At 46.0% G+C, this 13,401-nt stretch carries 8 protein-coding genes; all 8 read right to left on the bottom strand.

Annotation, left to right across the window (positions count from 1 at the left end; genetic code table 11):
• Nucleotides 1-248: 248 nt before the first annotated feature.
• Entirely contained in the window at nt 249-821 is a 573-nt protein-coding gene (locus tag C4S39_RS06275; RefSeq protein ID WP_103966186.1) for a hypothetical protein, read from the bottom strand.
• 206 nt (nt 822-1,027) lie between these two features.
• A complete protein-coding gene (locus tag C4S39_RS06270) occupies nt 1,028-2,653 on the bottom strand; it encodes a LicD family protein (protein ID WP_103966185.1) in 1,626 nt (541 codons plus the stop codon).
• 20 nt (nt 2,654-2,673) lie between these two features.
• Nucleotides 2,674-3,972 (bottom strand): glycosyltransferase family 4 protein, encoded by a 1,299-nt coding sequence (locus C4S39_RS06265; protein WP_103966184.1) that lies wholly within the window; start codon nt 3,970-3,972, stop codon nt 2,674-2,676.
• Complete coding sequence (locus C4S39_RS06260) at nt 3,965-5,794, bottom strand: glycosyltransferase family 2 protein (RefSeq protein WP_103966183.1); 1,830 nt, start codon at nt 5,792-5,794, stop codon at nt 3,965-3,967. Before C4S39_RS06260 ends, C4S39_RS06265 begins: the two co-directional genes overlap by 8 nt.
• 80 nt (nt 5,795-5,874) lie before the next feature.
• A complete protein-coding gene (locus C4S39_RS06255) occupies nt 5,875-7,101 on the bottom strand; it encodes a glycosyltransferase (RefSeq protein WP_103966182.1) in 1,227 nt (408 codons plus the stop codon).
• Nucleotides 7,098-9,536, bottom strand: a complete 2,439-nt coding sequence (locus tag C4S39_RS06250; protein ID WP_103966181.1) for a glycosyltransferase family 2 protein — start codon at nt 9,534-9,536, stop codon at nt 7,098-7,100. The genes C4S39_RS06255 and C4S39_RS06250 overlap by 4 nt, the downstream gene beginning before the upstream one ends.
• A complete protein-coding gene (locus C4S39_RS06245; RefSeq protein ID WP_181023766.1) occupies nt 9,533-12,025 on the bottom strand; it encodes a glycosyltransferase in 2,493 nt (830 codons plus the stop codon). The genes C4S39_RS06250 and C4S39_RS06245 overlap by 4 nt, the downstream gene beginning before the upstream one ends.
• 113 nt (nt 12,026-12,138) lie before the next feature.
• Nucleotides 12,139-13,212, bottom strand: coding sequence for a calcium-binding protein (locus C4S39_RS06240; protein WP_103966179.1), 1,074 nt, complete (start codon nt 13,210-13,212; stop codon nt 12,139-12,141).
• Nucleotides 13,213-13,401: the final 189 nt, after the last annotated feature.

Raw genomic sequence — 13,401 nt, 5'->3', positions numbered from 1 at the left:
TGCCCGTCCCCATTTTTCTCCAGAGGTGAAGCCAGTACACGGATTGAGAACAGTCCCAGTGAACCATTAGCATCGACTATGTTCCCGATAATAGCCACAGATATGTCAAGTACAATAGTGGTGATAAAATCAACCACCATATCACCTTGCGGAAATTTATATTTATCACTTTGCACGGCATTGAAAGTTTAACTCATGACCCATTCTAGTATAGGAAATCGCTGTGACTACAATCTGAACAGGTCTGCCTACTTACTAAATTTAGATTTGAGTCTATTCACAAAGCGAGTGTAGATCCCTTCTTGTTCAGATATGCTGTCAGCTTTCTTGCTTTCATAATCAAGCGCCACTTGTGGCCGAAGCTCACCAAGCTTGTCTTCCTGATCAGAGATGTTGTTTACCTCCTGGCTTCCTTTTTCAATTGCAATTCCACTCTCAGCCTGCTTTTCGAAACAAATGTTAGCCAACGGGACTTTTGTACCGTCCTCAAGCCTTGCTATCACATTTATTTCAGATGCAACCTGTAAGGAAATAACAGGAACATCTATTCTGAAACCACTCGATCTTGCCCCCTCAACAGGATATGCTCGTTCGACATCAGGTCTGTCGATGCTGACCAAAGCAATCCCAACTACTTCTTCTGATAAGCAGACATTTACCTCAATCGCATGACTGGCCTTTCCAACGACCCATCCTGAAACTACAAATTGATCACCCGAAATCAAAACGCCTTTAACTGGTCGCTCAATATGGAAGCCATGAGTAACAACGCCCCTCGATTCACGGAAAAATTTAACTTCAGACACTGTCAAGTTATTCATAAGTCCCTCCTTTGATAATAATAAAAAACCATCGATTGATTACGCTCAACATGCAAATGATCTCCAGTCGCCTTGATTCTCCCGATTGCTGCTGTGTTTATGCTTTCAGCGATAACTTAAAAAGTATGCGCTCCTCTATTCTCTCGAAGGAGCTGCCGTTTACTATCATCCATTAAAGCTTAATAATGAATAATATTTAGCATGGGTCATGTACGACGAGCGAAAATCAGCCTAGCCACGTGAGCATCATCCACTCCAAAAATAGCATAACCAAGTCCCTCGGCCCGATAGATGCAATTCAAGGAGTAGAATTGCTGAGCACGTTCGACAAACTTGTCGACATTGATATAGCGGCGAAAATGAGCTGGGGTGACTTTTTCACGCTCTCGGTCATGCTCAGTCCGAAACTCGAACACAGCGAAATCATCAGTTTTACTTAGCAGCTGACTGACTAGCAGCAACGCCGCCCCTTCAGTATTTTCATCAATCGCATGAAAGAAGAAGCGGCTGTATACACAGATCGAGCCATCACCTTTGTTCAATGCGATATGGGTTAAGTTTTTTTCAACATCGGACAAGTCAGAAACGTCGCACCTTATGAAGCTCGCTACGTTGCAAAGCCCCTTTGCAAGCGCGCGAACACTGTTCTTGGTTATAGCACTATCAGCATAATCAAGTCCAATGACACGCAATCCCTGTGTTGCGAAGAACAACGAGTCGCGACCTGAGCCACACCCGAGGTCAACGATCAATTTCGGGTTGCGTTGCAATCCCATCATGAACAGCGCGAATTGTGACGGATAATCCGGTGGCGACAGGTTTGAACGAGTTGTGTAATAGTTGCGCCAGTAATCGATGTTTGCGGATCTATTGTAGTTGTGGATAGGTGAGAAATAGTTGACCACCTCGGCAGGACATTTCCACTGAAATAACGGATCCGGAGTTTTCCAGTCGGGGCCATAGATGGCTGCTAATAAAGGTTCAGGCGTATTAGGTGCAGGTAATTCCACTCCCTCGATAAAAACGGTACCCAGAGGAAGGATGTCAATTTGTTCTGGACCCTGCTTAACAGTAAAAGTCAGGCTTAGCCGAGCGTTCTCGAACCAGCCCAAAAATATATCAATACTTTGGTTGCCAACTGTAACGTGGATTTGACCATTGGACAGTTCTTCAACTTTGTAACCCTTAGAGCTCAAGTAGTCTTCGAACGCCTTTAATTCATGAACAGCACCCAGCATTGATGACGATGTGGCGAGCAGCATCATGTCAACGTCGTCATCATGTGGAATCATGGCTTTCTCGCGCACAGCGCCCAACAATGTGCCATAGGCTGCGGATAAAATAAATCCAGCTGCCGTCGCATCGCGTGCGAGTTCTTTGGTAATACTCAGGATGCCGATGCGCCATTCAGCACTGCGTTCTTTCAGCGGCACCACAAACCTGCCCTTGCCAAGCTGGAATTGCTGCCCCGATGCGTTGCGGATACCTTGCTGGTCTTTGGGTGCAAGGCCGTCCCACGTGCGCGTGCTGTTATGCAAGATACTCTTCGTCTTCGCGTCGCGAAGATAGACTATCGCTCCGGCCGGAACACATTGCCTCATTAAATCCGTGTTAAGGCCTGGCTCAATTCGAAAGGCAAATTTGCCGTCCTGACGCATCACTGCAAGGTCAGCTCGATAAAGGTCCGCACGGAAAGTGCCAATCCTCACATCATTCATAACGAGCTCTATTTCCATCGGCTCATTATTATCGAGATAGCGAGCCCATCCCGAAATGAGGGACATATCTAACCTGTCGATACCACATGACAAAGGCGTTTTCTCAATGCTCATATAAATATTTCTCCAACTGATTAACCTTTAAGGCCGAGAACGCCGCACTGCAAAAGCGTCAGATGTGCTTTCGCGCAATCGTCGTAGGTCAAAGGACGCTTAATGCCCGCAACAATTTGAATCCAAGTGTCGACAACTGAGGCTGTGGCATGGAGAGTTTGCTGCCAAGCCCTGATGTTTCCGGCAGCCACATGCAACCCATCTACGTTGTTATTCACTTTTTCCCGCATTCCCCCAATATCGGACACAATCAGCGGTCGTCCGCAAACAAACGCTTCCTGAATCACCATCGGAGAGTTTTCCCACCAGATCGAAGGTATCACCACCCAATCGATGCCAGCCATGCGTTGCCGCAGTTCGTGCGGCTGATACGGACCCAGCCACTGGACTACACCCTGCTTGATCAGCGGTTCTCGCAGACGCTCTATTTTTTCTTGGTATTCCGGCTGCTGTTGTTCCAGATTGGCGCCGTGTACTTCAAGCGTAATTTTTTTGCGCTCTTTTTTAGGTAGTTGTGCGAGTGCTTCTAAAGCCACATCCAGCCCTTTGTAAGGATTGATTTGGCCAAAAAAACCGAAGCGGTTGCGGGTATCACCTTCTGCCAACGGGCGGGGAGGCAGGATAGGCTCGTCCGCCTGACCATTCTCGATCACTACGACTTTCTCCGGTTTTAGACCCCAGGCAATATAACGTTGGCGCAGGAATTCAGAAGGGGAAACGAATTGATCTACCAGTGCAAAATGGCTAAGAAAATAATGCTTGCGCAGCCAGAAATCTTCCGCAGTTTTGTCCGGGAAGCATTGATGGCATTCGTCGTAACTTTCCCGGCTGCACAGCTTGAAGCTGCCGGTCTTGATCATCTGGCCATTGTTGCGGCAGATAGCCATATATTCGTGCAGCGTCATGACAATTTTGATACTGGGATCTACTTGCTTGATCACGCGCAGATATTCCAGGCCCAGATGAACATAGTGATGAGTGTGTACCACCGTGGGTTTTAGGGCGCGAATAAGATCAGCGAACCACGTCGTCAGGGATTCCTGGTGCGCGGCTTTCATCATATGCCAGTCAAGCACGCCCTGCTCCCATAAGTATTCATTAGGGCGGCGTAGGCTGATAGCTCCAGTCAGACCGCGGCGGCGATCGGCCCGGGCCAGGAACCAGGCATCCTCGACTTTGGTATTTTCTCGATAGGCCTTGAACAGGTTGTAGGCTGCGATTTCGCCGCCCCCCAGGCTGAAATCAGGGTGCGCATGAGCCATCACGAGAATGCGGTGCTTTTTTTGCGGTAAAGTTTTGAGGGATATGTTCTTAGCCATGATTATCCGCTAATCCTTCGATCAGATGTTGCCAGCGGTTTTGGTGGCGCACTGCGTTGTAGATAGTCACTCGGGTGCGGAAATCATCCTGCCCGAGAAGTTTGAAGCTTTGGCGTTCCAGATGAGTAAGCTGAACTGTAGGCAAATACGCGATCTTCAGTCCTTCGGCATGCAATTTCAGGCATAGATCGGAGTCTTCAAAATCACCAATCAGGTACCCGGTATCCCAGCCGCCTATACGGTCAAAATCACTTCGGCGTATGGCCAGGCAGGCGCCGGTGATGGCAGGAACCAGAGTGAGGTGATGTGCGGGGTCGAGCGTAGGATCAAGTCCCATGCATGGGTGATGGTTGATCCATATCCCAAGCTCTTCTCGGCGCATAAACTCCATGCTGGCATGCTGGATTGAGCCATCGGCAAACACAAGACGAGGGCCAACCGCACCAATCTCGGGATGATCGTCGAGTACGCTCAATAACTGCTGCAGCCAGCCAGGTTGTTGAGGAAAAGCGTCACTGTTCAGGAACAACAGGTGCTTGCCAGTTGCTTGGCTGGCACCCAGATTATTGGCTCCGGAAAATCCGCGGTTGACGCCACCCCATACCCATTTAAAGGACAGACGGTAGAGACGGTAAAGTTGCTCCGCTAGTGCAGGAAAGATATCGGTAAGTTTGGGGTCGTCTAATATGTATATGAGTTCCGCATTCTCGATAAACCATGCGTCATGACAAAATTCAATCAGTTGGTGTTCGACAAAGTCTATTCGGCCATAGAGAGGAACAATCACACTGACATAGGGGTTGACGGCAGGCTTACCAAATTGGCGAATTTGCAGCGATAATTCTGTCCAGCCTTGCTGCTCGTAGCGTAGGAACGCGTCGATAATCGGGCCATCAATGAGCGGCATTCTTTTTTGCATTTGGCTTAGTGGTGTGGCAATACCCAGCAGCCAGCGAGCGCAAGCGATGGAGGTGGCCTCAAGCCGGGCACATTCTATAATACCAAGGACAATGGATTCATCTCCAGACATGGCCATCAGTCTAATTTTCTCTCCAGGCAAGATACCATGGATGAGAAGCATAAATCCTCCTTCACGGGCATCATGCCCAAAACTATGAGCGTATGCGTCAAAAACATCTTGACGAAAAATACGTAACGCGTTGTTGAACAAGTGCTTATCACCATTTTCACTTTCCAACCAAACCGTAACGTAAGCCTCATTTATCACCCAACCCACCACTATCGTTTCTTGAATGAGATGCGATGCCGCAGCAACTTCTAAGTGTCCAATGGCATGAACGACGCCTGACGAAATTTCTCCGAGGGAGACAACCTTTTCAAGATCAAGTGGGTGCTGAAACGAGCGGATTTTCTGACCATCTTTATATTGAATCTGAAGTGTATATTGATTCCTCCGGGTTCTTAAGGCCATGGCCTTAAGAGTAAAACCAAATCCTTTCTCAGGCTCAGCCCATTTGAGTGTCTCTGCAACATCGGGTCGCAGGTTATGGGTGATAATCTGTTTCAGCGGCTGACCATTGCAGAGCAACTGCAATTGGATTTCACCAGCACACCAGCCCCAGATTTCCAATTGCCTATCGGTTATTCTAGCTGTGTCTATTTTTAAGCTAGCAACAATATTTGCTCCACTCTTGAAATATATTGGGTCCTCTTGTACCTGTTTTCCGGATGTGGACAGTCGCGGTGTAGCGCATTTATCCAACTCATCTGCTGGTTTTAGATCATCAATTACAGCTAAAAACATCTGTTTGTCAGCAGGGATTTTATTTGCCGTTCTGGAATTGGTGGCGTCTGATGTCATTTATTTTTTCCTGCTATGATTTATTTTGTTTCTTTATTCATGACTACATTTTTTTAGCGAATAGCGTTTATCCAACAACGTTAGTGATTACTTTCGGATTCAATTAACTTTAACAACCCTTCTACACATACTGTTTGTGCAAAATCATTTGCTATCAAATCTCTGGCAGCCCATGTAGTTTCATCTATTCGATTCTGTTTTGCGTCAAGTTGTTTTATTACAGCTTCGACAAGCTCAGTGGTATTAAAAAAATCAAATAAGAAGCCTGTTTTTCCATCCTTAATAAACTCTTTTATGGGAGCTGTATTTGAGGCCACGATGGGCGCACCGCAGGCCATGGCCTCTAGTAGAGACCATGACAATATAAAAGGATATGTCAGGTAAACGTGCGCTTTGGAAACTTGCATGACGGCGCGATATTGCTCTTTGGCTAGAAAACCGACAACGTGGACTCGCTCAGGATCAAGGTCTGCGCCGACTTCGCTCAGCATTTTTTCCAGCCAGCTGCTATTACCACCCGGCTCTGGTCCGTAAGATGCTTTTTCGTGACCCATAATGACGACATGCGCATTGGGCCGCCGCGCCAATAAGTCAGGAAGTGCGCGCATAAACACATGAAAGCCCCGGACGGGTTCCAGCGCCCGTGCGGCGTAGGTTATGACTTCATGCTGGCGAGTAAGGTTGATATGCTTATTGGCGATATTAAAACTTGCTTGGGCGTTGGGTCTGAAATAATCCGTATCGATACCTTCATGGATGACATCAATTTTGCTATGCGCCCATTTGGGAAATGTTTTTTTCTGCCAGTTAGTGGGCGCCCAACCGGCATCAGCGATTTCAAGGGCTTGTTGCATAGTGGTGTTTTTCAGTCGCAAACGCGCTAACCCGGTGAATGTGGATTCACGAAATTCCGGATCGAAATCGAAATCCTGTCCGACTGCGCTGTAATAATATTCAAAATAGCAAATTAGTTTTATTTTCGGCCATACGTCCTTGATGAACAGTACCTCTCCCCAGCTCGGATGAGCAACGATAACATCAGGTGTATAGCCCTTTGTTTTCAGACGCCGCACGGCATCAGCCACAGCTTCGCCACGCAATACTTTAGTCTCCATTTCTTTAAGCAATGGGTGCGTGTTTGGCTCCGGGTTACGAAGAAATTTGTAACTGGCTACGCCCACACCATCAAATTCTGCACTGGGTGGCTGCTTAAGTGCCAATAATTCGTGTTTGCCCGTTGCCACTAAATACTTAGCAAGGTTGCGAAATTGCGCGGGAAAGTTTTGGTGTATGAACAGTATTCTCATCTGTACTTCTGGTCTGTTTTAGACGTGCAGTTCAGGTTACGCTCAGCTAGCCCGGCGATCGCAATTGAATCTTCGCAATCATTCATCTTGCCGGAACTTTGCAACGTCGCTCTTCCACGTGGAGGAATTGCAAGACCGGCATAACTATAGGCATCAAGATTAAGATTAGGGTTATAGAAAGGGTCGTCAGTAATCCATTGATGCCACTTTTGCATCAGCCGGTCTTTCTCTCGCGCTAAGCGCCCGCGCCGGTCTGGCGTATCATCCCTACCTCGGCTGGCCGACTCGGCATGCATCAATTGTGCTTCTGGTGTCCAGACAATGCGCTTGCCGATACTTCGCAGCTTCAGGCAAAAATCAACATCATTAAAATTGACAGGGAAATTAATCTCGTCCAAACCATTAACTAAAAGATAGTCTTCACGTTTACAAAGCAGGCAGGCGGCAGTTACTGCACTCGCACTACGAGTTATCCGGTTATATCCAAAATAACCGGCATCATCTTTATGCCAATTATTTCCTGTATGTCCGACAAGACCATGAAGGCCGAGAACAACACCTGCATGCTGAACCATGCCATTGGGCCATAATAATTTTGCACCGACAGCCCCAACATTGGGTCTTAGCAGATGCCGCACCATGGTTCTAAGCCATCCGCGATCAATCGCTTCGATATCGTTGTTAATAAACCCGATTAGAGTAGCCTTGGTGTGTTGCACTGCACGGTTATTGATGGCTGAAAAATTGAATGGACCCGGATGTTGAATAACATTGACATCCTTACTTTTTACATGGTCAAGGTAAGCAAGCGCATCAGGTTCGACGCTATCGTTGTCGATAACGATTATTTCCATGTTGGGATAGTCTGTCTTAAGCAGGCTTTCAATACAACGGTGCAGTAATTCGAAGTGATCACGGGTGGGAATAATCAAGCTAACCGTTGGCCACTCCACCGGGCTTTCCCAGGCCAGCCCATTTTCACCATTATCTGTAACAGTCCGGTGTAAGCCCGGAGCAAGCTTCGCATCACAGCTGCGCTGCGCATCGACATGAGCAGGTAATTCGGCGTTTTTCCACCGATGGTAGAGAATCCGGGGTATGTGATGAATCGCGTCAGGATTATCACCCACTGACTGCACGGCAAGCCAGGGCCATGCATCAAGTTCACCAATATGCGGATTATTGATGGGCAGATTGCCAGGACGAGTAGCAAATAGATGATGCAATGGAGTATGGGCTAAGAATAAATCCGGATCCCAATCTGGTTTGAACCAAGGACGAGGTGCCTTTCCATCCGCAGGTATCTGATCACAATCGGTGTAGACAATTTGCACAGAAGAATTATCGAACGCCGCAACAACGGATGACAACGCATCCGTGGATAACGTATCCCCCGAAATAACAAAACTAAAAATGCTATCACCTTGATTTATTGCACTCTGTATGTGTTCTTTCCACTTTGTGGGTATTACATAGCGGATTCTCGCATCCACCAATGAACCGAAAGGACTACATACCAATGCAGTCCAATGGGGGTGAGTTTGACTGATCAGACTGCGCAAGGTATCTATCGCATCGGTATCTCCCGAAATAGCACAGGTGATTGAGGTTACAGAAGAGGGGTAAGATTTGGCGCACCCAAACCGGTCTAGCCAATTTCGATAGCTGGAAAAATCTAAAGAGAGGGGCACATGCGACGAATAGCGCTCCATTAGTTCGGTTAGAAAGCTGCGTTCCTGTTGCGACAGCTCCAAAGCATTCGCCCAAGTCGTTAGCGTTGCTGGTGGAGAAACCACACTAATGGGACTTCCATTCAGAATTTGACCATGAGCAGTAGTTACATGTATTTTATGAACACAGCCATCAGCCAGGTTCAGCGGCAATGTCAAACTAAATCCGTGATTAGCATGGCCATTAACCGCATTATCAAGCTCTGCACAGTATTGATTAGCATCACATTCTGCCAGTAATCGTCCTGCTTCATAGACATATATTGTCTGAGTGACATCGGGATCCAGAATATCCCACGCCCAACCCCATAACCGCAAACCACCATAATTTTCAACATTTGTACTATGCACTTGATGCGTGCTATGTGTCTCATAGTGCGAGAAAACAACGCCGGGCAAACGATATCCATCATTAGCCACGTAAGTTTCAAGGCGAGCTATCGTTTGCCAATCCTGAAGCTGAATATTGAATGCAAAAGCGTGTCCATAGGCCTCAGTTGGCATAATTAGCTGCGGGCCTTCGAGCTGTAAGATTAGCTCCGCACGGGCAGTAGCTATCCACTGATCATCGCCGATCAAATTGACAGTGATGATTGCATCAGGATGCGACAGTTTGCGTACCCATCCTATCAAGAAATTGCCAGTGCGCCCTAGCACTGCTCCCTCATAGTCATTGTGGCGAGAAATTAAAGTTTGCGTCATCATTCGCTCATACAGCCGTGAACTAGCGGGAGCTCAAAACGTTGAGCTACCTTGGCAACTTGAATTCTTCTGTGAACGCAAGGAGAGTAATTTCCGATGGCACTGCAATTATGCAAACGCAGAACATCGGGAATTTGAGCTTCAGGAACTTTTCCGGTTAGGTGAATGTTGGGAAGCTGCTGCAAATTGGCGTCGTTCATTGTGTCGCCCAGTACAATGAACATAATGGCCAAGTGTTGCTCAATAGCTTTTTTCGCTTGTTCTATTAACTGCAAATAGCCTTCGTCAAGTGAACGAGCCGACAACACCGCAATGTTCAACGGTTCTTTTAATTTTGTAAAAAGCGATACGGTCGCTTGAGATTTTGATGACACCTCATTCTTCCGATTAGAGAAAGAATTATCTAAATTATTAGAGCCACCTATAACAATTCGCCCGCCAAGTTTTGGGAATCTTCGAATATAAGCATTGCGCATTTCATCGTTTAGCAGGCTAATTTTTTTAGCTTTTGAAAGTATACGCTGAGCACGCTCTTGCCAGGTAGCTATGTCCCTAAAGTTATAAACCAGTGGCCCGAGCTCTGTTATGCAACGTGCGCACTCGTTAGTGTCAACAGGATCGTCACAAATGACAGCATTGCGTATGAGGCGGTATTTTCTAGGACAATAACCACTGTAATCTTCAAGTGCCATATCATAAGGAATAAAACCACCGGTCAAATAATCGATAATTTCGGCGGGCCATTCGCCAAATGTCTTTAGTTCAAGATTCTTAAAGCCTGCGGCTGAAAGATCATCGCGCAATTCTATTGATTGTTCCGGCCACGCATATTTTATGGTGTCCAGCCCCGTGATGCCGGAAATAGTCAAGTTTACTTGCCATTGATTGTGCCGCTTCTCGATAGATTTTAGGGTAAACGCTATTCCTTCGTTAAAATCGGAGGTGCCGATTTGTAAAGTACCTTTGTACTGAGGCACAACCTTGGCTAACAAAAAACGCTGGATTTTTCGGCGCAAATCATAAAGTGGATCATCGGCGAGGAACTGTTCATACTCGTCTGAGTGATGCGGATATCCAGCATGTAGTCGAGGTAAATTTTGTGCGACCAGGTATTGTTTTTCATCATTGAAAGATCGGCTTCCCCAATGAACAACGTAAACGTTTGCTGCGCAAACATTGCGCCAGCCGCGCGCTTGTAAACGCAAACAAAAATCGGTGTCTTCACCATAGCCTCGACCATAAAGACCTTCATTAAGCAGACCAATCTCGTTCAATGCCTTTCTTTTTATATAGAGGCAGAAACCCACACCGACAGGTATATCAATCGCTTCTTTTGGCCCGATGGAATTAAATAACTGATCTATTAGCTCGGCGTGCTTAGCGTTGAACACAGGATTATTTTGCATGGGCAAAGGATAACTGGCCAACTCGCCATGATTAGATAAGGGAGTAACCGTCGCAATATCATCGCTCTGATAGGCCGCTGCTTGCATCCGATCTAGCCAGTTTCCATAAACCAGGGTATCGGCATTAAGCAAAATCACATCATGATTGTTATCCAGTGTCAGCGCAGTATTAACGGCACCCGAGAAACCAGCATTGATGGGACGAGAAACTAAGACGATTTCCTTTCTTTGAGCTCTTTGTCTTAGTGCTGTGCGCAGATTTTCATCAGTGCTGCAATCATCGACAACTATTATTCGATGCGGAACACTTATATTCGATGCTCTGATAGCATCCAGACAAGCCAGAGTTTCTGAGCGGCCTAAAAAAACCGGAACAATAACATCAACGATGTTAGGGGGTGTTACTGAGGATGGAAGAGTGGGAACTAAATGTTTATTACCCACAAAAGGGCAACCCCAGAGGCTGTTGCCCGAGATACCTATTCTAAGTAAATTGAACGAAGCAGGTAATTTTAAGCGAAATCCATTGTGGCCGTTGCCTATACCTGTGGTTGCGAGCCAAGGTGTGGGGATTCCAGTTCCAACAGAAAAAAAATCACCATCAAGCTCAATCAGCACACTTGATTCCAGGTCATTAGTATTTACAGCCCAACCAGTGATGAATTCATCTTCGCGCCACGCCGCGCCCATCGCAGAAATACCCGAGCCTGCAATCCAGGTTGCAACTTCTGAATTGAAACAGAGTGTTGGCGCTTGTCTCAGTAAAGAAATAAGCGATTGATTAAATAATTTTTGGTGATTTTTTAAATCTGACCAACACAACCTAAGCAGCGAGAAGGAGATGTTGTGATTTCCAGGCATCAACAAGCTGACGGTCTTTAAATCATGGATGGCATCAGTCAGATAGCCCCGTTTGGATAGAACTGTTGCTCGAACAATCAGAGCATTCGCATTCGGAAATTTACTGAGCCTGCAAGCCCGATCAGCATATCGGAACGCAGAGATTAGGTCGTTGTCATCAAGTTTCTCAAGCGCAATACTCAAATAATCAGAAAGTGCATAGGGAAGTCTTGGCACAGGTTTCATGTTATGCGTACTCATCCAGACTTATATTGAAGAGTTATCAAATAAACTGGGCAAGCTTTTTAGACTTGCCCAGAATAAAATACTCTGCTATCCAGGTTAGAAGGTATTAATTGCTAGGAATGAGCATCAAATTGATCAATTCCAACAATTACAATTCCTCCTTCGGTATCAATACCATTGCTGTCATAAACAAATTTTTCAAAATTAATTGCTTTGACAACAGAACCATCATCGAGAGTAATCGTTAATTGCGGACCGAATCTTGATACAGTATCGATACTTACCAGGCTCAAGTCCAATTTATCAATATCTCCGCCACTGCCGTTGAGCTGAGCAAGTGTTCCGCTATAGCCAGAAATCAACTTAACAATATCGTTACCAACCCCCGTATTAACTAGTGAATCACCAGAACCAAGGTAAACAGTATCGTTCCCCGATCCAGCATAAACACTGTCATTTCCCGGCCCTGTCGTTACGATATCATTGCCTACACCAGCAAATATCAAGTCGTCACCCGCTCCAGCCGACACAGTGTCATTGCCCGAACCCGTATTTACACTATCGTTACCCGCTTCAGCCCAAACAATATCATTGCCCGCACCTGTAATAATGGCATCATTACCCGCTCCCGCCGACACAGCATCATTTCCGGCACCACTATTTATACTATCGTTACCTGCTTCTGCAGAAATAGTGTCATTGCCAGCACCTGTATTAACGGTATCATCGCCGGCACCAAGATTGACATAATCATGGCCAGATCCTGTCTTAACGTTATCATTCCCATCACCAGAGGAGACGGTAACTCCAACTCTACTATTCAGGCTAATAATATCGTCGCCAGCATTAGTGGCTACCACACCCTTGAAAGTAAATGTATTAGAGCCTGATAAGGTAAAATCCACGTTCTCGTTTGTAGTAAAGATAAAAGCATCTACTCCCTGAATATTTGCTTTTGAAATGGAAGAAAGATCTACTGGACCATTTGGATCAATCATAACAAGATCTTTTCCATTCACTGCGGCTCCCGTTGGGTTAGTCAACGGAAGGTTAGAATCAAACTGCACTACCTTAACAGTAGAACCAAGTTTGCTTAAAATCTTGTTTACAATGTCTCCGGGCAAATCTGAAGCATTTAGAGAAGCTGCTGCAGTACTCTTCGAGACACTATAATTTGTAGTCGCCATACTTACCTCACTTTATTTATTATTAATTATTTTATGCCTCTGAATCATTTTCAGTTTATCCTAAAGTCAAGAAAATCTGCTTTCAAAATATTATACTAGGGCCTGTTAACACTATTTGATATAATATGGTGATGGAAATCACTGAAAACCAATATCAACGGATCGAACACTGTCTGCCGCGCCAGCGCG

It is taken from the genome of Nitrosomonas ureae (assembly GCF_900108305.1).
GTDB lineage: Bacteria > Pseudomonadota > Gammaproteobacteria > Burkholderiales > Nitrosomonadaceae > Nitrosomonas > Nitrosomonas ureae_B.
The sequence above is the reverse complement of the archived record's forward strand: the minus strand, read 5'-3'. Positions and strand labels throughout refer to the sequence as shown.

Excerpts from the sequence above, each read along its gene's own strand:
- C4S39_RS06255 (WP_103966182.1), bottom strand. The coding sequence starts at position 7,101 with ATGAGAATACTGTTCATACACCAAAACTTTCCCGCGCAATTTCGCAAC.
- C4S39_RS06270 (WP_103966185.1), bottom strand. The coding sequence starts at position 2,653 with ATGAGCATTGAGAAAACGCCTTTGTCATGTGGTATCGACAGGTTAGAT.
- C4S39_RS06240 (WP_103966179.1), bottom strand. The coding sequence starts at position 13,212 with ATGGCGACTACAAATTATAGTGTCTCGAAGAGTACTGCAGCAGCTTCT.
- C4S39_RS06245 (WP_181023766.1), bottom strand. The coding sequence starts at position 12,025 with ATGAAACCTGTGCCAAGACTTCCCTATGCACTTTCTGATTATTTGAGT.
- C4S39_RS06260 (WP_103966183.1), bottom strand. The coding sequence starts at position 5,794 with ATGACATCAGACGCCACCAATTCCAGAACGGCAAATAAAATCCCTGCT.
- C4S39_RS06250 (WP_103966181.1), bottom strand. The coding sequence starts at position 9,536 with ATGATGACGCAAACTTTAATTTCTCGCCACAATGACTATGAGGGAGCA.
- C4S39_RS06275 (WP_103966186.1), bottom strand. The coding sequence starts at position 821 with ATGAATAACTTGACAGTGTCTGAAGTTAAATTTTTCCGTGAATCGAGG.
- C4S39_RS06265 (WP_103966184.1), bottom strand. The coding sequence starts at position 3,972 with ATGGCTAAGAACATATCCCTCAAAACTTTACCGCAAAAAAAGCACCGC.